Annotated in this window: 19 protein-coding genes; 3 read left to right on the top strand and 16 right to left on the bottom strand. The window is 70.1% G+C overall.

Translation table 11 applies throughout. The features are described from left to right. Nucleotides 1-150 precede the first annotated feature (150 nt). From ACGFI1_RS27215 to ACGFI1_RS27205, 3 genes are all read right to left on the bottom strand, one after another. Nucleotides 151-447 carry a chaplin family protein gene (locus tag ACGFI1_RS27215; RefSeq protein ID WP_138641394.1) on the bottom strand — a complete coding sequence of 99 codons (297 nt, stop codon included), beginning with the start codon at nt 445-447 and terminating at the stop codon, nt 151-153. Nucleotides 448-606: 159 nt separating this feature from the next. Next, nucleotides 607-1,314, bottom strand: coding sequence for a response regulator transcription factor (locus tag ACGFI1_RS27210; protein WP_138641393.1), 708 nt, complete (start codon nt 1,312-1,314; stop codon nt 607-609). Nucleotides 1,315-1,386: 72 nt separating this feature from the next. Then, nucleotides 1,387-2,556, bottom strand: coding sequence for a sensor histidine kinase (locus ACGFI1_RS27205; protein ID WP_138641392.1), 1,170 nt, complete (start codon nt 2,554-2,556; stop codon nt 1,387-1,389). 192 nt (nt 2,557-2,748) lie between these two features. Between ACGFI1_RS27205 and ACGFI1_RS27200 the strand changes: the two genes are divergently transcribed. Further along, a complete protein-coding gene (locus ACGFI1_RS27200) occupies nt 2,749-3,759 on the top strand; it encodes an SAM-dependent methyltransferase (RefSeq protein ID WP_386876221.1) in 1,011 nt (336 codons plus the stop codon). Nucleotides 3,760-3,846: 87 nt separating this feature from the next. On the opposite strand, the gene ACGFI1_RS27195 is transcribed toward ACGFI1_RS27200, so the two are convergent. Next, nucleotides 3,847-5,055: a cytochrome P450 gene (locus ACGFI1_RS27195; RefSeq protein WP_387078172.1), complete on the bottom strand. Its 1,209-nt coding sequence runs from the start codon at nt 5,053-5,055 to the stop codon at nt 3,847-3,849. Nucleotides 5,056-6,095: 1,040 nt separating this feature from the next. Between ACGFI1_RS27195 and ACGFI1_RS27190 the strand changes: the two genes are divergently transcribed. Beyond that, the gene (locus ACGFI1_RS27190; RefSeq protein ID WP_392789049.1) at nt 6,096-6,806 is read left to right on the top strand and encodes a polysaccharide deacetylase family protein; all 711 of its coding nucleotides are present in this window, start codon (nt 6,096-6,098) and stop codon (nt 6,804-6,806) included. 142 nt (nt 6,807-6,948) lie between these two features. On the opposite strand, the gene ACGFI1_RS27185 is transcribed toward ACGFI1_RS27190, so the two are convergent. Continuing rightward, the gene (locus ACGFI1_RS27185; protein WP_387078181.1) at nt 6,949-8,094 is read right to left on the bottom strand and encodes a PH domain-containing protein; all 1,146 of its coding nucleotides are present in this window, start codon (nt 8,092-8,094) and stop codon (nt 6,949-6,951) included. Nucleotides 8,095-8,498: 404 nt separating this feature from the next. Then, on the bottom strand, nt 8,499-8,879 hold the full coding sequence (locus ACGFI1_RS27180) for a PH domain-containing protein (RefSeq protein ID WP_240808042.1): 381 nt from the start codon (nt 8,877-8,879) through the stop codon (nt 8,499-8,501). A gap of 364 nt (nt 8,880-9,243) precedes the next feature. Between ACGFI1_RS27180 and ACGFI1_RS27175 the strand changes: the two genes are divergently transcribed. Continuing rightward, nucleotides 9,244-10,392 (top strand): NADH-quinone oxidoreductase subunit D, encoded by a 1,149-nt coding sequence (locus tag ACGFI1_RS27175; RefSeq protein ID WP_138638508.1) that lies wholly within the window; start codon nt 9,244-9,246, stop codon nt 10,390-10,392. A 26-nt stretch (nt 10,393-10,418) separates the two neighbouring features. Here the strand turns inward: ACGFI1_RS27175 and ACGFI1_RS27170 are convergent, their stop codons facing one another. The 10 genes from ACGFI1_RS27170 to ACGFI1_RS27125 all read right to left on the bottom strand — a co-directional run bounded on the left by ACGFI1_RS27170 (nt 10,419) and on the right by ACGFI1_RS27125 (nt 19,366). Then, nucleotides 10,419-10,925 carry a DUF3180 domain-containing protein gene (locus tag ACGFI1_RS27170; RefSeq protein ID WP_386876209.1) on the bottom strand — a complete coding sequence of 169 codons (507 nt, stop codon included), beginning with the start codon at nt 10,923-10,925 and terminating at the stop codon, nt 10,419-10,421. Then, nucleotides 10,922-11,509, bottom strand: coding sequence for a 2-amino-4-hydroxy-6-hydroxymethyldihydropteridine diphosphokinase (folK, locus tag ACGFI1_RS27165; RefSeq protein WP_386876207.1), 588 nt, complete (start codon nt 11,507-11,509; stop codon nt 10,922-10,924). Before folK ends, ACGFI1_RS27170 begins: the two co-directional genes overlap by 4 nt. Next, on the bottom strand, nt 11,506-11,871 hold the full coding sequence (folB, locus tag ACGFI1_RS27160; protein ID WP_176200514.1) for a dihydroneopterin aldolase: 366 nt from the start codon (nt 11,869-11,871) through the stop codon (nt 11,506-11,508). Before folB ends, folK begins: the two co-directional genes overlap by 4 nt. Next, nucleotides 11,868-12,305, bottom strand: a complete 438-nt coding sequence (locus ACGFI1_RS27155; RefSeq protein ID WP_138638512.1) for a nuclear transport factor 2 family protein — start codon at nt 12,303-12,305, stop codon at nt 11,868-11,870. Before ACGFI1_RS27155 ends, folB begins: the two co-directional genes overlap by 4 nt. After that, the gene (gene folP / locus ACGFI1_RS27150; protein WP_392789046.1) at nt 12,302-13,258 is read right to left on the bottom strand and encodes a dihydropteroate synthase; all 957 of its coding nucleotides are present in this window, start codon (nt 13,256-13,258) and stop codon (nt 12,302-12,304) included. Before folP ends, ACGFI1_RS27155 begins: the two co-directional genes overlap by 4 nt. Nucleotides 13,259-13,412: 154 nt before the next feature. Beyond that, nucleotides 13,413-13,994, bottom strand: a complete 582-nt coding sequence (gene folE / locus ACGFI1_RS27145; RefSeq protein WP_386876246.1) for a GTP cyclohydrolase I FolE — start codon at nt 13,992-13,994, stop codon at nt 13,413-13,415. A gap of 59 nt (nt 13,995-14,053) precedes the next feature. Continuing rightward, the gene (ftsH, locus tag ACGFI1_RS27140) at nt 14,054-16,057 is read right to left on the bottom strand and encodes an ATP-dependent zinc metalloprotease FtsH (protein ID WP_364552886.1); all 2,004 of its coding nucleotides are present in this window, start codon (nt 16,055-16,057) and stop codon (nt 14,054-14,056) included. A 466-nt stretch (nt 16,058-16,523) separates the two neighbouring features. Then, nucleotides 16,524-17,087 (bottom strand): hypoxanthine phosphoribosyltransferase, encoded by a 564-nt coding sequence (gene hpt / locus ACGFI1_RS27135; protein WP_138638515.1) that lies wholly within the window; start codon nt 17,085-17,087, stop codon nt 16,524-16,526. Nucleotides 17,088-17,212: 125 nt separating this feature from the next. After that, entirely contained in the window at nt 17,213-18,208 is a 996-nt protein-coding gene (tilS, locus tag ACGFI1_RS27130) for a tRNA lysidine(34) synthetase TilS (protein ID WP_392789044.1), read from the bottom strand. 48 nt (nt 18,209-18,256) lie between these two features. Then, nucleotides 18,257-19,366 carry a zinc-dependent metalloprotease gene (locus tag ACGFI1_RS27125; RefSeq protein WP_138638520.1) on the bottom strand — a complete coding sequence of 370 codons (1,110 nt, stop codon included), beginning with the start codon at nt 19,364-19,366 and terminating at the stop codon, nt 18,257-18,259. Nucleotides 19,367-19,633: the final 267 nt, after the last annotated feature.

The raw sequence follows: 19,633 nt of genomic DNA, 5'->3' as shown, positions 1-19,633 counted from the left end.
GCCCCCCCCCCCCCCGCCCCCCCCCCCCCCCCCCCCCCCCCCCCCCCCGCCCCCCCCCCCCCCCCGCCCCGCCCCGCGCGCGCCCCCCCCCCCCCCCGCTCCGGTGACGGGTGCGAGGGCCCCGTCAGTGGCTTGTCGGTGAGGGGTTGATCAGTTGTGCACCGACGCGCCGCCCTTGCAGGACGCGGAGGTGATGCCGACGGTGATGATGTTGTTGCCGCAGACGTTGATGGGGGCGGAGATCGGCACGATCACCTGGTTGCCCCCCAGGATCGAGCCGTTGCCGCTGGTGTGGTTGTTGTTCCCGACGCCGCCGCCGTGGTGGTGGTGGCCGTGCCCGTGGCCGTGGCCGCCGCCGTAGGTGGAGGCGTAGGCGGGCGTGGAGGCCAGGGCGGAGCCGACGACCGCGAAGCCGAGGATGCCGGTGGCGGCGAGCTTCTTGAACATGAGAGTCCTCCCGTACGTGGGCTTAGCGGGCCCGTTCTGACATTGCCGACGTCGCCCGCGAAGACGACGTCGCGTACGGTAGTTACGCAGCTACTCTCAGGTAGGACAAGTCCGTCCCCCATCCCGAAGGCAAATGGTCACCATGGGGTAATCAAGTTGTTACGGAGTGTGACCTCTTTGACCGCTTTTGACTAGACCTGTCTCGTAGGCGAACACGACCGCCTGCACCCTGTCGCGAAGGCCCAGCTTCATCAGGATCCGTCCCATATGCGTCTTGACCGTGGCCTCCGAGACGTAGAGCCGGCCCGCGATCTCCGCGTTCGACATCCCGCGCGCGACGAGCCGCAGCACCTCGCCCTCACGCTCCGTGAGCGTCTCCAAAGCGCCGTTCGCCTTCTCCGCCGCGTCCGGCAGATGCACCGCGAACCGGTCCAGGAGGCGCTTCGTCGTGCTCGGCGCCACCACCGCGTCCCCCGAGTGCACCGCCTTGATCGCCTCGATCAGCTGCGCCGGCCCGGCGTCCTTCAGCATGAACCCGCCGGCCCCGGCCTTGATCGCCGCGAACGCGTACTCGTCGAGGTCGAACGTGGTCAGGATGACGACCTTCGGCCCGGCCTGCGCGACGACCAGGCGCGTCGCCTCGATCCCGTCCATCCGCGGCATGCGCACGTCCATGAGCACGACGTCGGCCCGCGTCGTCCGGAGCAGCTCCAGCGCCTGCACGCCGTCGCCCGCCTCGCCCACGACCTCGATGTCGGGCTGCGCGTCCAGCACCATCTTGAACCCGGCCCGCACCAGTTCCTGGTCGTCCACGAGCACCACCCGGATGGGCCCCGCCGGCTCCGCCAGGTCATCAAAATCCGTCATGCTCGCCCTCCGCCTCGTGTTCGGCCTCTGCCGCATCCGTCGCTTCCCGGCCCGTCCACCGCCGCGCACGGGTCACGCCGCGACCTCCTCGTGCACGGGGATCCGCGCGAGCACCTCGAACCCGCCGCCGGCGCGCGGGGCCGCGTGGACCTCGCCCCCGTACACGGCGACGCGTTCCCGCATCCCGGCGAGGCCGTGGCCGCGGCCGTCGTCGAAGGCCGCCGCGCCGCGCCCGTCGTCCCGCACCCGGATCTCCAGCGCGTCGCCGCCGTACCGCAGCAGGACCGCCACGTTCGCGCGCGGCCCGCCGTGCTTGAGCGTATTGGTCAGCGCCTCCTGGACGATCCGGTAGACGGTGAGCTGCCGGCCCTCCGACATGCCCGCCGGCGTCCCCTCCACCTGGTATGTCACCGCCAGCCCGGACGCGCGGACCTGCTCCACCAGGTCGTCGAGCTCGGCGACCCCCGGCTGCGGCGCGAACGCCCCAGCGTCGTCGTCCTCGCGCAGGACGCCGAGGAGCCGCCGCATCTCCGCCAGCGCCAGGCGTCCCGTCGAGGAGATCGTGTCGAGCGCCTGCCTAGCCCGGCCCACATCGGTGTCGATCGCGTAGGACGCCCCGTCGGCCTGCACCACGATCACGCTGACGTTGTGCGCGATGACATCGTGCAGCTCCCTGGCGATACGCGCTCTTTCGGTGGCCATGGCCACCTTGACCTCGTTGTCGCGTTCACGCTCCAGCCGCTCCGCCCGCTCCTCCACCGAGCGCAGGTAGGCGCGGCGCGTGCGCATGTGGAGGCCGAGCACGTACACCCCGGCCACCAGCAGCGTCATCATCACGAACGTGTACTTGCGGTCATCGGCGCCGGACGGATAGCGCCACGTGGCCATGCCCGCCCCGAGCTCGGCGACGAGCGCCGACGCGAGCCCCCAGCGGAACGAGCCGCCGGCCGTGACGGTGTAGACCCCGATCAGAACGGCGACGTTGGCCGGCACCGGGTACACACCCGTCACGCACTGAACGAACGACGTCAGCGCCACCACGGCGAAGACCGCGCGGGGGAACGTCCGGCGCAGAATGAGGGGAGCGGTCAGCGCGACCGTCACCGTAACGAACACGTACTTGTTCAGCCCGTAGGTCCCGCCCAGCAGCGAAGGCAGGGAGAGCAGTAGGACAGGGGCCGCGAAGAACGCGTCGACCAGCGGCTTCTTACGCCGCAGCCATTCCCACCCGTTCGCCACCATGCCGACAGGGTATGTACACGCTGGTCAGCCATGGATCAGCCGCAGGTCGGACGCACGTCCACCCCAAGGATGGCCATGTAAGCCCTTGGGAGACCGCACATGACGTCCCGCCGCACCAAGACAGCACAGCCGCACCACGGCGACACAGCAGGCGGCGCAGGGGACGGTGTAGCTCGCGGTAACGTCACAGACGTGGCGGCGTTGGTTTCCGAATGGCTGACATGGCGCACGGCGATGGAGCGGGCGCTGTACGGGGAGGACGGCTTCTACCGGCGCGGAGAACGCCCGGCAGAGCACTTCCGGACCTCGGTGCACGCCTCGCCGCGGTTCGCCGCCGCCATCGTCCGCCTGCTCGCCGAGGTCGACGCCCTGCTCGGACGCCCCGAGCGGCTGGACGTCGTCGACATCGGCGCCGGGTCCGGACGGCTGCTGGCCAACATCCTGGCCTGCGCGCCCGACGACCTCGCCGCCCGGCTCGTCCCGACGGCGGTGGAGATCGCGCCGCGGCCCGCGGACGTCCCGTCCCGGATCACCTGGCGGCCCGACCTCCCCGAGCGCATCACCGGACTCGCCGTCGCGAACGAATGGCTCGACAACGTGCCGCTGGACGTCGTCGAGCACACGCCGGACGGCGTCCGGACCATGCTCGTCGACCCGTCCACCGGCCTGGAGCGCCCCGGCCCCGTACCGTCGGACGAGGACCGCGACTGGCTGGAGCGCTGGTGGCCGCTCCGCGACCCCGGAGACCGCGCCGAGATCGGCCACCCCCGCTGCAACGCCTGGGCCTCGGTGGTCGGACGGCTCTCCCGCGGGCTCGCGATCGCCGTCGACTACTCCCACGCGCGCGAGGCCCGCCCGGTGTACGGGACGCTGACCGGCTACCGCGACGGCGCCACCGTCCCCGCGGTGCCGGACGGATCGTGCGACGTCACCGCCCACGTCGCGCTGGACGCCTGCACCACCGCCGGAGAGCGCGCCGGCGCCACGTCCACCCTGCTGACCACCCAGCGCGACGCGCTGCGCGCCCTCGGCCTGTCCGGCGCCCGCCCGCCGCTGGACCTCGCCCACCGCGACCCGCGCGCCTACGTCGCCGCCCTGTGCCACGCGGGCGAGGACGCCGAACTGATCGACCCGGCCGGCCTGGGCGGCTTCGGATGGCTGGCCCAGAGCGTCGGCATCCCGCTCCCGGCCATCCTCACCTGACCTCACGCTCCACCGGCCGTAGCGACGCCGACGCCGCGAGTCGACGGCACTCTTGGCCCGCCTGCCCATGGCGGGCGCAGTGGGGGCTCAGCACTCCACGTGGAGCGCCTCCAGGCCGCGCAGGACGTAACCCGGCTTCCAGGCCGGCTCGGCCGCCAGGCGGAGGCCGGGCGCCGCGCGGAGCAGCGCGCCGAACGACTCGGCGAGCTCGATGCGGGCGAGCGGGGCGCCCAGGCAGTAGTGGACGCCGAGCCCGAACGTGATGTGCGGGTTCGGGTCGCGGGAGAGGTCGAACCGGTTCGGGTCCGCGAACACCGCCGGATCCCGGTTGGCGGACGCGAACTGCAGCGCCACCTCCGCACCCCGCGGGATGTCGACGCCGGCGACCGTGATGTCCTCCAGCACCCAGCGCTCGAACATCGGCGCCGGCGTGTCGTAGCGGAGCAGCTCCTCCACGGCCGTCGGGATGAGCGACGCGTCGGCGCGCAGCCGCTCCAGCTCGCCGGGGTTGCGGAACAGCGACCACCAGCCGTTGCCGGTCGCGTTGACGGTGGCCTCGTGCCCGGCGTTGAGCAGCAGGACGCAGGTGCCGATCAGCTCGTCCTCGGTGAGGCGGTCGCCCTCGTCCGCGACCTGGGCGAGGGCGGTGATGAGGTCGTCGCGCGGCTCGTCCCGGCGGGCGCGGGCCAGCTGGCGCAGGTAGTCGGAGAACTCGACGGCGGCGCGGACGGCCGTGCGCTGCACGTCCTCCGGCGGATTCAGCTCGTACATGCCGCAGATGTCGGCCGACCAGGGGCGCAGGAGGTGGCGGTCCTCGACGGGCACCCCGAGCATCTCGGCGATCACGTTCACCGGCAGCGGCTCGGCGACCTCGGCGAGCAGGTCGCCGCCGCCCGCGGCGGCCAGGTTCCCGGCCAGCTCGCCGGCGAGGCGCCGGATCGTCGGGCGCAGGCCCTCGACCATCCGGGCGGTGAACGCCTTCGACACCAGCCGCCGCAGCCGCGTGTGGACGGGCGGCTCGACGTCCAGCATCCCGGCCCGGATCAGGTCCCAGAAGGGCTTGAGGAAGTCCGCCTCCGGCTCCTGGCCGAACTCCTCGTGGCTCGCGATGTGCAGGTAGGACCGCCCGAGCCGCCGATCGCGCAGCAGCGCGTCGACGTCCTCGTGCCGGCTGATCACCCACTGCCCGGTGGGCTCGTGGAAGAAGACCGGGCGCTCCTCACGGAGCCGCTCGAACGCCGGGTAGGGGTCCGCCACGAACTCAGCCGACCAGGGGTCATACGCCACATCGCTCATGAGCATGAAGATATGCGCATCTCACCCCGACTCCGACACCTTGCCGCTGTTGGGGACGCCAGCCGCCGGAGGCTCGGGTCACCGTCTGCTCCCACTACTCGGCCGACCCGGTCCGCGGCGGCTGGCGCGCTCACATGGAGATCGGCGGTGCCGCCGATCGCTCCTCTAGTTGAAGCCGAAGGTGGACGGGAGAACACATCTCCGATCGCACTCTGCACGCCAAGGCGAAGGCTTCGAAATTTTTCGATCCCTTTCGAAGCCCGTCGGCCGAACGTACGCCGGGCCGATCACCCCGTCAAGCAACCCAAGACGACCCACACAAAGACACCAACCCCCACACTCAATCCCACCCAGCCGCTAAAACCCCTCGTTCAAACCACTTAAGACAACCCACAATCCACCATTGACCACCCCCACAGGTCGGCGTACCTTACCCGAGAACCCGTCCGATACTTTTCGAAACTTTCGACCAAACCCCCCACTCAAATCCCGCTGCAGTCCCACCATCCACAGCCCCATCACCCACGGCCCACCCGGCCGAACGTGCCACGCCAGCCCAGCTCACCCCACCGACCGAACGTGCCCTGACCGAGACACATCGCCGACCGAACGTGCCCCCGACCGAGGCACAACGCCGACCGAACGTGCCCTGATCGAGGCGCATCGCCGGTGCCTAAGCCGCGCGCCATTGGGTGAGGTCGAACGCGTACAGGCCGGCGCGCAGTTCGTCGCTCATGATGAGGTCGGCCAGCGCCTCGTCCTCGGCGGCGAAGCCCTCGTCGCGGGTGCGGTCCTTGGCGGCGGCGACGAGGCCGAGGGCGCGTGTGTAGGACGGGGCGGCGCCGTGCGCCTAGCAAACGCAGGCATCAACCGCAGTTGTGTCTGCAGGTAGGTACCGCCTTTCGTCTCATGGAGGGACGATGACTCAAGTTCCGTACTCGCCGGGTCGATCCGGTTCGTGCTCGTCTGGGCGTTCGTGGCGTGGCCAGCATTCGGCCGGGCGTTCTCGGGGTGGGGTGACCTCGCATCCTCGGGGCGGGGTGACGTCGGCGGCGCTGGCCACGGCTGCGGCGGCCGTGGTCACGATGGTGCCCGCGGTCGGGCACGCGGCCATCACCAGCTCGGGCCACCAATCGCGATGCCCGAACGGGTACGTCGCGCTCACCTACGACGACGGCCCTACCGCGTCGACGCTGCCGGCGCTGCTGGACGGGCTTCGGGCCGCAGGCGCCAGGGCCACCTTCTTCAACCAGGGGAACAACGCCGAGGCTCGGCCCGACCTCGTCCGTGCCCAGCAGCGCGCCGGGATGTGGATCGGCAACCATACGAACACCCACCCCCATCTGCCCGATCTAGGCGAGCCCGCCGCGTTCAAGGAGATCCTCGGCACTCAGTTGACCCTGCGCCGCATCACCGGCCGGTGGCCCACGCTGTTCCGTCCGCCCTATGGCGAGACCAGCGACCAGGTGAGGCGGGACGAGGCGCGTCTGAGGGTCCTGGAAGTGCTGTGGACGGTCGACTCCCGGGACTGGGCCGGGGCGAGCACGGACGAGATCGTCGCGGCCGCCCGCACCCTGCAGCCGGGCGGCATCCTCCTGATGCACGACTGGGCTCAGGCCTCCGTCGACGCCGTGCCGCGGATCGTGAGCGATCTCCGGGACCGCGGCCTCTGCCCGGGCAGGATCGCCTTCACCCCGCGCAAGATTCCATTCGGCGACACCTCCTTCCATGCGGTCGCGGTAGCACCCTGACCCCGGCGGATCGTCCCGGCGGGGAATCCGCGGCGGGCGATGGCGGTCGGCCCGCCTCCCCCTCCGGGCGGGCCGACCGGTTCCCATGGTCACGGGCCGCGACGCGGCATGGAAGTAGAACGAGATTCTGTGGAAAACGCCGTCAGCGGGCCCAGTGGGTGGGGTCGCCGCCGCCGGCGCGGCGCGCGGCCAGGGCCCGGCGGGCAGTGCTCTCCACGATCGCGCGGGCCTCGCCCAGTTCGCGGTCCGTGGCCGCCACCTGCACCGGCCCTGGTGGCGCATCAACGTGAACGGTGGCCAGCCCAAGGAGGCGCTGGAACGGGTTGACCGTGAGCCGGACGCTCTGCGCGCGCGCGTGCGCGATCACGTCGGTGCGGCGGCAGGGCCAGCCGTGCCGGGTCACGAACACCACATCGTCCGTTCCGGCACCGTCCGCGTGGTCGATCGCAACGGCCTTGGAGGACGCGGGGACGAGAGGCACGGCGTCCACGTGCGTCCCAGGGAAGACCTGCGAGACGAGGTGCATGGCGACATGGCGGGGCGCGACGGGGAGCAGCGTCGAGGACAGCGCCTGGCGCTCACCCGCGTACCCCGCGACGGTGACCTCGACACGGGCCCAGCCGAGGCTCCGCCAGATCATCGGCTCGACGATGCTGACGGCCTGCACGCGGCCAGGCGGCAGCGTCTGCATGCGGGTCTCCAGGAGCCCGTAGCGCAGGCGGATGCCGTCCGGTGACATGGCGACCGTGAAGTTCGCGTACATCACGAGCGGGGCGATGACAGCGCGGATGAGGCCGAGCAGGACGGGGATGGTGACCGCCAGCATGCCGCCTTCCGCGTACATCACGAGGAAGATGAGCGAGGCCATGAAGAGCAGGACCGTCCCGAGAACGGGCAGCTTCACCACGAGGGAGGCGAACAGCACGCCGAACGGGACGCGCCACACGTGCCTTTCCGGTGCCTCCGGCGTGTGGCCGGGGAGGCCCGCGGCGCGCGCGAGGAGTTCCGCGCGCAGCTGCTGTGCGGAGTTCCGCCCCAGGTAGCGGAGCGCGATCTCGCTCTGCTCGCCGCCGGCCAGTTCCACACGCACTTCCGCCAGCGCGAACACCCTCGTCACCAGTGGGCGGACGAGGTCGATGGCCTGGATGCGGGAGAGCGGGATGCGGCGCTTGTTCTTGCGGAGGATGCCGGTCTCGACGACGAGGTCGTCGTTGTCGATGCGGAAACGGAGCGCGAGCCACGTCCAGAGACCCGACCCCACCGCGATGAACCCCATGGGAACGGACACGACGAGGAACCTGACAATCACCTCCGGGGTGAGAGCCAGGGTGATGCCGTCTTCCGTCTGGGTCAGCAGTAGCGGGAAGCCCAGCAGGACGAAGTAGATGATGAGGAAGATGAAGGCGCGCAGCGGTGCCGTCGCCCAGTGGAGCCGGTGCGTGCCCTCAGAGAAACGGACGGGAGAACGCTGCGGGCCGTACCCGTAGGCAGGTTGCGGCGCACCATAAGGAGGCCGCGGGGGCGGCCCGTACGGCGGATGCGGCGGCGGGCCATAAGGCGGCCCTGGACGTCCTTGAGGTCCGTATGGGCCGGGGCCGGGACGTCCTGGCGGCGGACCATAAGGCCCCGGGCCTGGGCCAGGACCCGGGCCAGGCGGGCCCGGGGGTCCGTACGGGGGGCCATAAGGGCCACTCATAGCCCCATGCTCCGTTCCTCGCCCTTCTGGGCGAGACGGTCGCGCAGCAGCGCGGCTTCAGCACTGGGCAGGCCGGGGATGGTCGCGTCCGTCGCCGCGGCGGCGGTGTGCATCCGGACGGTGGCGATTCCCATCCACCGTTCGAGAAGCCCTGCCGTGACGTCCACGAACTGCATCCGCCCGTAGGGGACGACGATGAGGCGCTTGACGAACACGCCGTGGGTGACGATGAGGTCGTCCGCGCGCTCGACATACCCGAAGGCCCGGCGGTCGAGCTCGGCGACCAGCCACGTGAGGGCCGCCCCAAGGACGACGGCGACGATCCACATGGCGGCGGCGACCGTGCCACCGTTCCGCCACACGATGAACGCGCCCACACCGCCGATGGGGATCGCCCACAGAACGGCGGCGAGAAGCCTGTGCCAGGCATGGCGTTTGGAAATGGGCGCCCAGTGGAGGCCGCTGCCAGGCGCGAAGGCCTGGTCCGCCCGATAGGCGGGCGCCGTCTGCTGCTGCCCTTGCTGCGGCGGGTAGTGTGCCGGTACTTGACCTGGCGGCTGGCCGCCCGGTCCCGGGGCAGAGGGCGCGGGCGGGTACGCCGCGTCCTGGGGCCCAGGCTGCGCGGCGGGCTCGTACGGCGGTTCGCCGTGGCTCGCGTTCATTGCCCCCTAGTCAACCGGAAAACGAGTACCGCTCGCCATGGGACCATGAAGCGGTGATCGGAGCGGCGGAGGCGCGACCATGACCACCGAGCGGATCGTCGGGATCGGTGCGGGCGCCAAGGAGCTCGCCACCGAGGACATGACCCTGAACATCGGCCCGCAGCACCCGTCCACGCACGGCGTGCTCCGGCTGAAGCTGACGCTGGACGGCGAACGCATCTCCGCGGCCGAGCCCATCGTCGGATACATGCACCGGGGCGCGGAGAAGCTGTTCGAGGTCCGGGACTTCCGGCAGATCATCGTCCTGGCGAACCGGCACGACTGGCTGTCGGCCTTCTCCAGCGAGCTCGGCGTCGTCCTCGCCGTCGAACGCATGCTCGGCATGGAGGTCCCCGTACGCGCCGTATGGATGAGAACCCTCCTCGCCGAACTGAACCGGATCCTGAACCACCTCATGTTCCTTGGCTCATATCCCCTTGAGGTGGGCGCCATCACACCGATCTTCTACGCGTTCCGTGAGCGCGAGACGTTGCAGCGGGTGATGGAGGAGATCTCCGGTGGACGCATGCACTACATGTTCAACCGGGTCGGCGGCCTGAAGGACGAGCTCCCGGCCGGCTGGACGGCGCGCGCGCGGACCGCCGTCGCCGAGGTCCGTTCCCGCATGGGCGACATCGACGACATCATCATGGGCAACGAGATCTTCCGCGCGCGCACACGGGGCGTCGGCGTCCTCACCCGCGAGCAGATCCTCCAGTACGGGGTGTCGGGCCCCATCGCGCGAGCGTCCGGTGTCGACTTCGACCTGCGCCGGGACGAGCCCTACCTGGCCTACGGCGACCTCGACGTCCGTGTGGTCACCCGCACAGAAGGCGACTGCCTGGCGCGCTTCGAATGCCTCCTGGACCAGGTACACGCGTCCCTGGATCTCGCCGACGCCTGCCTGGACCGCATCGCCGAACTCCCGTCGGGCCCGATCAACCAGCGGTTGCCGAAGGTGCTGAAGGTCCCCGAAGGCCACACCTACGCCTGGACGGAGAACCCTCTGGGCATCAACGGCTACTACCTGGTGTCGCGTGGAGAGAAGACCCCGTGGCGCATGAAGCTGCGCTCAGCCTCCTTCAACAACATCCAGGTCCTCACCGAGTTGCTGCCGGGCAACCTGGTCGCCGACATGATCGCCATCCTCGGCTCGATGTTCTTCGTGGTCGGCGACATCGACAAATGACCCCCTGGCGACGCGAAATCTGAAGCCTAGGCGCGGGAGGCTCGGCGGTCGCGTTCCTCCTCGTCCGGGTCCTTGGGCACGCGGCACGCGTACTCCAGGAAGAACGCCGCGGCCACCAGGACCACCGCCGCCAGGAACGTGCCGCCGCTGACGAAGAAGTCGTGCCGGGGGGTCGGCTTGTCGAGCTGGGACGCGAGGCTGACGGCGAATCCGCCGAACACGCCCGCGATGACGGCGGCGGAGTGCGCGCTGGCCTTGCCCAGGGCGGCCAGCCGGGCCACGGCCATGGGCTCGATCGGCTTGGGCGCCCTGCGGCCCGCTTCCGGCGCGCGGCCCCTGTCGGGCTTGCGGCGGATGCGGCGCAGCACGTTCCAGCCGGTGAACGCTTCGCCAAGGGCGAGCAGCAGCAGCGTCGGTACCGCCGTCCACGGCAGGGGCGGCAGCGAGATGTAGGCCGAACGCAGCACCGCCCAGGTGACCACCGCAATGACGACGACCAGGGCGAGCAGGAACAGCGGGCGGGACGGCTTCATGCAGGCTGCTGGAGAGCCAGGTCCTCCCGTCGGCGTACGGCCGACGGGCCACCCTCGGACTGCTTGGCCTGGGCGAGGTCACCGACGCGGCCGTGCCCCGGTAGCAGCACGTCCGGCTCGATGTCGGCCCACGGCACGAGCACGAACGCGCGCTCGTGCGCGCGCGGGTGCGGGAGCGTCAGGTCGGGGTCGTCGGACGAGACGTCGCCGAACACGACGATGTCGATGTCCAGCGTGCGCGGCCCCCAGCGGACCTCGCGTTCCCGGCGCATCGAGTTCTCGATGTTCAGGACGCGCTCCAGCAGGTTCTCCGGTGGCAGCCGCGTGTCGGCCACGAGCACGATGTTGAGGAAGTCGCCTTGCTCGGGGATGGTCTCCCCGGGAGGGGCGAAGGGCGCGGTCTCGTAGACGGGGGAGACCGCCACGTAGCTCAGCCCCGGCGCGTCGAACAGCGCGTCGACCGCCTCCTGGATGTTGTCCAGCCGGTCTCCGAGGTTGCTGCCGATCGAGAACACGACACGGTGCTGGACCAGCATGTGCCCGCCGGTGGCGGTGCGGTCGGGCATGCGGTCGGACGCAGTCATGGGCGACTCCTCCTGATCTTCACGGCGACGTCCGTGAAGGGGTGCGGCACAGGCGCGCTCGGCTTGTGGACGGTGATCTCCACCTCGGACACCGCCCCATCTTCCAGACATATTGTCGCCAGCCGGTCGGCCAGCGTTTCGATGAGATTGACGGGCTCGCCCTCGACGACCGCGACCAGACGGCCCGCGAGCGTCCCGTAATCGACGGTACGCGAGAGGTCGTCCCCGGCGGCGGCGGGGCGGGTGTCGAGTCCGAGGACGGCGTCCACCACGAACTCCTGGCCCAGCTCCCGCTCGGCCGGGAGGCACCCGTGCCGTCCCCGGGCCCGCAGGCCGCGCAGTTCGATGCGGTCGAGGCTCATTCTTCCTCCGCGTCCACGACGTTGAGGACGGGGGAACCGTGGTGGAGCAGAAGCCGCCACTCCCCACCGGTCCGTATGAACACGTTCGTCGCCACGATGCTGCCGCCGGCGAGGAACCCCGTCTCCGTCTCCTCATCGGCGGTGAGCACGTTCTCCTTGCACGTCACCACGGCGTGGTCGCCGTACACGTCCGTCTCCACGTCCGTCAGCACGAACTGGATGTAAGGCGTGTTGGCCATGATGAGCGCCCAGGAGCGCAGCACCTCCTCGCGCCCGCGCAGCATCGTCCAACCCGGATGCACGCAGGAGACGCCGGAGGCGTACGGACCGTCGGCCCACACGGCCGACATGCGGTCGAAGTCGCCGGCCTCGAACGCGGCGTAGAACTCGGCGTGGACCTCGTCCACGTCGGCGCGGTTCACGGCACGGCTCATGGGCGGTGTCCCCCTTGCTGGGCGCGACCCTCCGCCGCGGCCGGTTCCGAGTCTTCGTCCTTGAGCCGGTGCACTTCGCCGAACGGCCCCTCGTCGGGCAGGCGGGCCGCGTTGATGGCGGCCGCCACACGAACGGCGTCCGCGTTGGGGCGGACCCTGTGAACCCGTACGCACCAAGCCCCGGCCACTGCCGCCAGCGACGTGGTGGCCACCGTCGCGTCGTCGCATTCGGCGAACGCGCGGGGCGTCCCGTCAGGGTCGGCCAGCAGCTTCGTGAGGAAGCTCTTGCGCGACGCACCGACCAGCACGGGATACCCGGTAGCGGTCAGCGCGTCGAGCCGGGCCAGGAGCCTCCAGTTGTGGCCGGCCTTGGGGCTCTTGGCGAAACCGAGCCCGGGATCGAGCACGATCATCGACGGGTCGACGCCCTCGCGCAGGACTACATCGACCCTCTGCAGAAGCTCATCGCGCACCTCGCGGACCACATCCGCGTAGATGGCACGGGTCTGCATGTCATGGCTGTGGCCGCGCCAATGCATGACCACATAAGGGACGCCCGCGGCGGCGACCACGCGCGGCATGTCCGGGTCGGCGAGGCCGCCACTGACGTCGTTCACCAGCCGGGCCCCGACGCCTACGGCGGCCTCCGCGACCTCCGCCCGCATGGTGTCCACGCTGACCGGGACGTTCTCGGCGTTGAGCGCCTCTATGACCGGGACCACGCGGCGCAGTTCCTCTTCGCGCGACACGCGCTGCGCACCGGGCCGTGTGGACTCACCGCCCACGTCCACGATGTCGGCGCCCTCCGCGACGAGGTCCAGCCCATGGCGGACGGCCTTCTCGGGATCGAACCAGGCTCCGCCGTCCGAGAATGAGTCCGGGGTCACGTTGACCACGCCCATGACGAGGCAGCGCCCCGGCGAGGGGAGCCCCGGAACTACGGCATTGGTCATGTCACCCCACCTTATGCCTTGGAGTCATGGGCTCGACGCGGCGGCTCCCGCCGCCCGGCCCGTCCCCTCCGCCCCTCGGGAACCAGCAGAACGGGCCTCAGCGCGACGCTGAGGCCCGTTCGATCGCTTGGGGACCCACGGGGCACCCGGACGGTCAGTGGCGCCCGAGGATCAGGCTCATCGCCTCGGAGCGCGTCTCGGCATGATCGCGGAAGTCGCCGCGCACCGCCGACGTGACCGTCTTGGCGCCCGGCTTCCGCACCCCGCGCATCGTCATGCACAGGTGCTCCGCCTCGATCACCACGATCGCGCCGCGCGGCTCCAGCACCCGCATCAGCGCGTCCGCGACCTGGCTGGTGAGCCTCTCCTGCACCTGCGGACGACGGGCGTACACGTCCACCAGGCGGGCCAGTTTGGACAGACCCGTGATCTGGCCCTTCTTGTTGGGCGTGTACCCCACGTGCGCCACCCCGTGGAAGGGCACGAGGTGGTGCTCGCACACGGAGTAGACCTCGATGTCCTTCACCAGGACCATCTCTTCATGGTCGGCGTCGAACACCGTCGTCAGCACGTCCTCCGGCGTCTGCCGGAGGCCCGCGAACTGCTCCGCGTACGCCCGCGCCACCCGCGCCGGGGTGTCGCGCAGCCCGTCCCGGTCGGGGTCCTCCCCGATGCCGATCAGGATCTCGCGGACGGCCTTCTCGATGCGCGCGTGGTCGAAATGCCCGCCGTGCACGGTCTCGGCCGGCGGGTCATTCTCGAGCGGCGCCTCGTCGTACGGAATCGCCAAAACGGTCAGCTCTCACCCTGGGACGGGTCGACCGCCTCGGAGGCGACACCGCCCTGGCCGTTGTTCTTGGTGAGGTCGGTGACGTCCTGCGGGCCGAGCAGAGCCAGCTCCTTGGGCGTCAGTACCGGAGGACGGTCGGACGGGAGGCGCTTGCCGTACCCGGTGTAGGAGTTCTGGTGCGGCCGCTTCTGGATCGGCGCGAAGATCTCCAGCACCTGGTCCTTCGACAGGGTCTCCTTCTCCATCAGGTTCACGACGAGCTCGTCCAGGACGTCCCGGTACTCGACCAGGATCTCCCACGCGGTGTCGTGCGCGGCCTCGATGTAGCGACGGACCTCGTCGTCGATCGCGGACGCTATGTCCTCGGAGTAGTCACGCTCGTGCCCCATGTCGCGGCCGAGGAAGACCTCACCCTGACCGGAGCCGAACTTACGGGCGCCCAGCCGCTCGCTCATGCCGTACTCGGTCACCATGTTGCGCGCGATAGAGCTGGCCTTCTCGATGTCGTTGGCCGCGCCCGTGGTGGGCTCGTGGAACACCAGTTCCTCTGCGGTGCGCCCACCGAGCAGCATGGCGAGCTGGTCGTTCATCTCGGAGCGCGTGGTGAGGAACTTGTCCTCCATCGGGAGGGTCATGGTGTAGCCCAGGGCCCGCCCGCGCGGAAGGATCGTCACCTTGTGCACCGGGTCGGAGTTCGGCAGCGCGTGCGCCACCAGAGCGTGCCCGCCCTCGTGGTAGGCGATGATCTTCTTTTCCTTCTCCGACATCACGCGGGTCTTGCGCTCCGGCCCGGCCATGACGCGGTCGATGGACTCCTCGAGGGTGTCCATGTCGATCAGCTTGCGGTCGAAACGGGCCGTGAGCAGCGCCGCCTCGTTGATGACGTTGGCCAGGTCGGCGCCGGTGAAGCCCGGGGTGCGCCGCGCGATGACGTCGAGGTCGACGTCCTGCGCGAACGGCTTGCCGCGGCCGTGCACCCGCAGGATGCCCTTGCGGCCCTCCAGGTCCGGGCGGTCCACGGTGACCTGGCGGTCGAACCGGCCCGGACGCAGCAGCGCCGGGTCCAGGATGTCGGGGCGGTTCGTCGCGGCGATCAGGATCACGCCGCCCTTGACGTCGAAGCCGTCCATCTCGACCAGCAGCTGGTTGAGGGTCTGCTCGCGCTCGTCGTGGCCGCCGCCGAGCCCGGCGCCGCGGTGCCGGCCGACGGCGTCGATCTCGTCGATGAAGATGATCGAGGGGGCGTTCGTCTTGGCCTGCTCGAACAGGTCGCGGACGCGGGAGGCGCCGACGCCGACGAACATCTCCACGAAGTCGGAGCCGGAGATCGAGTAGAACGGCACGCCGGCCTCACCGGCGACGGCGCGCGCCAGCAGCGTCTTACCGGTGCCGGGCGGGCCGTACAGGAGCACGCCCTTGGGGATCTTGGCGCCGATCGACTGGAACTTCGCCGGGTTCTGCAGGAAGTCCTTGATCTCTTCCAGTTCCTCCAGGGCCTCGTCGGCCCCGGCCACGTCGGCGAAGGTGGTCTTCGGGGTGTCCTTGGTGATGAGCTTGGCCTTGGACTTGCCGAAGTTCATCACCCGAGAGCCGCCGCCCTGCATCTGGTTCATGATGAACAGGAAGATCAGCACGATCACCACGATGGGCAACAGGCTGAACAGCAGGTTCAGGAAGAAGCTCTGCTTGGGGACATCGACGTTGTAACCGCCGGGGAGCTTGCCGGCGTCGACCTGCTTCTGCAGCTGCTGCTGCAACTGGAGCCCCTGGCCGTCGACCCAGGATGCCTGCTGCCGCTTGTCGTTCTTGAGGGTCAGCTCGATCCGCTGGTCCTTGTCAACGATCTTGGCCGATTTCACCTGGCCCGCGTCGATCTCCTGGACCACCTTGGAGGTGTCCACCTTCTCGAACGAACGGCCGGGGTTGACGCCCCACATGACGAGGGCGACCAAGATGCCGAACAGCAGGATCCACAGCAGCGGCCCGCGAAAGTAGCGCTTCACGTCCATTTATCCGGTTACCCCTACGGGGCCCGTCCCTCCTGACCAACGTCTGTGTGTGATCCCCGCCCGTCCCGGGGGGACGAACGCCACTGCGACCAACAATGCGTCCAACGAAAGGCCCGTCGCCAGGGCTTCGGACCCACCGTGGCGGCTTCCCTCATATGGCTCCCCGAACCCAGGGTCCGGGACACCGACGGTACACCGCAGGCGCAGGAGACGCAGCCGACGCTGTTCTCCCGCATCCCTTCCATATACCCGTCAACGATCCTTGCAACGATTCGTCACGGTTACTTGTTCCCTGGGTGGTCCGTAGACCCGTGGAAGGGCCCGTGCGCGCGCCCGTGACCAGCACCTGCGACCGTGCCAGAACGAGGCGAAACCAGTGCCCTTGGGGGATCTGCGGCCGTCTGGGGGCCATTCAGGGCGCTTGAGCGGCGCCGAGGATGGTGGAGCGCCCCTCTGGTCGGGACGGTCAGGCTCCGTCCCCGCCGTACACGTGCGGGGCGAGTGTGCCGACGAACGGCAGGTTCCGGTACTTCTCCGCATAGTCGAGCCCGTACCCGATGACGAACTCGTTGGGGATGTCGAACCCGATGTACTTCACGTCGAGGTCGGTCTTGACCGCCTCCGGCTTGCGCAGCAGCGCGCAGATCTCCAGTGAGGCCGGCCCGCGCGAGAGAAGGTTGCTCACCAGCCACGACAGGGTCAGGCCGGAGTCGACGATGTCCTCCACGATCAGGACGTGCCGGTCGATGATGTCGGTGTCGAGGTCCTTGAGGATGCGCACGACGCCCGACGACTTCGTGCCCGAGCCGTAGGACGACACCGCCATCCAGTCCATCGACGCGGGCGTGTGCAGTGCCCGCGCCAGGTCCGCCATGATCATGACGGCGCCCTTGAGGACCCCGACGAGCAGCAGGTCCTTGCCCGCGTAGTCGGCGTCGATCTGCCCGGCGAGCTCCCGCACCTTGGCCTGCAGATCGCTCTCGGGGATCAGCACCTTCGCCAGGTCGGCGCCCAGGTCCTTCTCGTCCACAACCCCACCCTCATCGCTCAGTTTCGCCCGTCCGGTGGGACGGACGCGGGACGGACACCGCCGCGCGCGCGTGTACGCGATACGCACGGCGGACACACCGTGCGACGATCCGCACACGGCGCGCGTCAAACCGGGCCGAACAGCAGCTTCGCATACCGCCGGACGGCGCGTAGCCCCCCGGGCAGATCCACGTGCCGCTGGCCGCGCCAGGCCGTGACCAGCCGGTCCACCGCATCGACATGAACCGCCGCGAGCGTACCCGGTGGGCTCCCGGCCTTCACCGCGGCCATCCGCAAGACCCTCGTACGGACGGCTCTGGGCAGGTCATCGAGCCCCTCCAGCCTCAGAGCCACGCTGTAGCCGTCCTCTGGGGCCTCCAGGTCGGTGAACGCGCGGGCCGCCAGGTCGTCCAGGGCGTCGGCATCGTCACGCAGCATCCGGGCCGTCCTGGCCAGCGCCTCGGCCACTCCCGGGCCGAGGGCCTTCTCCAGGGCGGGGAGGGCTTCATGGCGGACGCGCACGCGCGCATAGGCGGAGTCGACGTTGTGGGGGTCGTCCCAGGGGTCCAGCCCCATCGCCGTGCAGGCCCTGCGCGTGGTGGCCCGATCCAGCCCCAGCAAGGGCCTCAGGTACAAGACGCCCTGCCGCCGGAACTCGGCCGGCATGCCGGACAGCGACCGCGCACCGGAACCACGCGCCAAACCCAGCAGAACCGTCTCAGCCTGGTCGTCCTGGGTGTGGCCTAGAAGGACAGCCGCTGCACTCAGCCGACGGGCCGCATCGTCCAGAGCGGTGTAGCGAGCATCACGGGCCGCGCTCTCGGGGCCGCCCGGCCCATCGACGGTGATCGCGATAGAGCCCGCTGGGTCCAGCCCCAGGGAGGCCATGGTGCGGACTACGGTGTCGGCACGCTCGTCCGAACCGTCCTGTAGGCCGTGGTCGATCGTGATGCCCCCGGCCTGGCGTCCCGCTCTGGGTGCTTCGAAGGCGAGCGCGCCGGCGAGCGCCAGGGAATCGGCGCCGCCGCTGCAGGCCGCCAGCACCAGAGCGTCCGCCGGCAGGTCGGCGAGGACTCGCCGCACCGCGAGACGAACCGCCGCCACTGCCGGATCAGGCCCCATGGACAAACGTCTACCACCCCACGAGGCCGTGCAGGGGCTCGGCTTGGCTCAGGCTTCGTTGGCCTTGGGCGGCGCGTCGAGGGCCCTGGGGCCGACCACCCGGTCCATCCAGAGGGCGGGTTCCTTGATCTCGTCGTGAGTGGGAAGGGTCTCCGGCGACTGCCAAACCTGGTTGAAGCCGCTCATGCCCACCTCGGCGACGACCCGTCGCACGAACCGCGAACCCTCCGCGTACTGCTTCATCTTCAGGTCGATGCCCAGCAGGCGCCGGATCGTCTTGTCGAGCTTGGTGCCGCCCTCACGCCGCCCCTGGAAGCGCGACCTGATCTGCTGCACGGACGGCACGACCTCCGGGCCGACGGCGTCCATCACGTAGTCGCCGTGCCCTTCCACCAGGGTCATCACGGCGGTCAGGCGATCGAGGATCTCGCGCTGCTCCGGGCTCTGGATCGCGTCGATCAGGTTCGCGTCACCACCGCGGACCGCGTCGGCGACGGCCTCGGCCGCGTCCCGGATGCGGTCGAGCATCGCGCCGGGGTCGAGATCGGACGCGAGCAGGAACTTGGTCATCTGGTCCTGGACGTACTCGCGCAGCCAGGGGACGCCGGTGAACTGGGCACGGTGCGTCTCCTCGTGCAGGCACACCCACAGGCGGAAGTCACGCGACTCCACGCCCAGCTCTTGCTCGACATGGACGATGTTGGGCGCGACCAAGGTCAGACGCCCCGTCGCCGTGCGTCCCGTGGGGTCCGGCGGCAAGAAAAGCTCGTACTGCCCCAGAACACGGCTCGCCATGTAGGCCAGGATCGCGCCCACCTGCATGCCGGTAACACGGGAACCCACCGCCTGGACGACCATGTTCCCCGCACCGCCGAGGGGCCCCGGCCCGCGCCGCTCGGACATCTGCTCGATGAGCGGCTCCAGCACCACCCGGAAGCCGTCCACGTTCGCGCGGATCCAGCCGGGCCTGTCCACGACCGTCGCCGGATCCGGGTCGAGCTCGGACGCCATGCCGGTGAAGTCCCGCACATGCCCGTGGGCGATCTTGGAAAGTTCGCGCAGCTCCTTCACGACCTCGCGGGCCTCGTCATAGCTGACCTGCGGTCCCGGCCTCACGAGCCGGGTCCCGGCCTGAACGGCCATGTTCCAGTCGATCATCGAGGCGCTCATGTACTCCACCGTACGTTTCGGAGACGGCGCCGGAGCGCCCCTACTGGGTCGTTCAACGAACAACCGTTCTGGTTATCTCCCGTACGGCCCCGCCCACACGCCCCCAGCCCACACCGTCCCGCCACAAAGCCCCCCAACCCTCAAAAACCAGGCCCCACCCACCCGGGGGCGGACCGTACCCCTTCACGCTCGCATCGCCCCACGCCTCAACGCAGGAGAACGCACACCTGTGGATAACCGCAGCTCGGCCGCACC

Source organism: Actinomadura geliboluensis, from assembly GCF_043197915.1.
Taxonomy (GTDB): Bacteria; Actinomycetota; Actinomycetes; order Streptosporangiales; family Streptosporangiaceae; genus Spirillospora; species Spirillospora geliboluensis.
Note: the sequence above shows the minus strand (reverse complement) of the source record. Positions and strands in the feature narration are given on the sequence as shown.

What these genes read in the sequence shown, in the direction of transcription:
- tilS (WP_392789044.1), bottom strand. Translation starts at nt 18,208, where the DNA reads ATGGGGCCTGATCCGGCAGTGGCGGCGGTTCGTCTCGCGGTGCGGCGA.
- ACGFI1_RS27170 (WP_386876209.1), bottom strand. Translation starts at nt 10,925, where the DNA reads ATGAAGCCGTCCCGCCCGCTGTTCCTGCTCGCCCTGGTCGTCGTCATT.
- ACGFI1_RS27195 (WP_387078172.1), bottom strand. Translation starts at nt 5,055, where the DNA reads ATGAGCGATGTGGCGTATGACCCCTGGTCGGCTGAGTTCGTGGCGGAC.
- ACGFI1_RS27175 (WP_138638508.1), top strand. Translation starts at nt 9,244, where the DNA reads ATGACCACCGAGCGGATCGTCGGGATCGGTGCGGGCGCCAAGGAGCTC.
- folB (WP_176200514.1), bottom strand. Translation starts at nt 11,871, where the DNA reads ATGAGCCTCGACCGCATCGAACTGCGCGGCCTGCGGGCCCGGGGACGG.
- folK (WP_386876207.1), bottom strand. Translation starts at nt 11,509, where the DNA reads ATGACTGCGTCCGACCGCATGCCCGACCGCACCGCCACCGGCGGGCAC.
- ftsH (WP_364552886.1), bottom strand. Translation starts at nt 16,057, where the DNA reads ATGGACGTGAAGCGCTACTTTCGCGGGCCGCTGCTGTGGATCCTGCTG.
- ACGFI1_RS27155 (WP_138638512.1), bottom strand. Translation starts at nt 12,305, where the DNA reads ATGAGCCGTGCCGTGAACCGCGCCGACGTGGACGAGGTCCACGCCGAG.
- folP (WP_392789046.1), bottom strand. Translation starts at nt 13,258, where the DNA reads ATGACCAATGCCGTAGTTCCGGGGCTCCCCTCGCCGGGGCGCTGCCTC.
- ACGFI1_RS27210 (WP_138641393.1), bottom strand. Translation starts at nt 1,314, where the DNA reads ATGACGGATTTTGATGACCTGGCGGAGCCGGCGGGGCCCATCCGGGTG.
- ACGFI1_RS27205 (WP_138641392.1), bottom strand. Translation starts at nt 2,556, where the DNA reads ATGGTGGCGAACGGGTGGGAATGGCTGCGGCGTAAGAAGCCGCTGGTC.
- ACGFI1_RS27125 (WP_138638520.1), bottom strand. Translation starts at nt 19,366, where the DNA reads ATGATCGACTGGAACATGGCCGTTCAGGCCGGGACCCGGCTCGTGAGG.
- ACGFI1_RS27215 (WP_138641394.1), bottom strand. Translation starts at nt 447, where the DNA reads ATGTTCAAGAAGCTCGCCGCCACCGGCATCCTCGGCTTCGCGGTCGTC.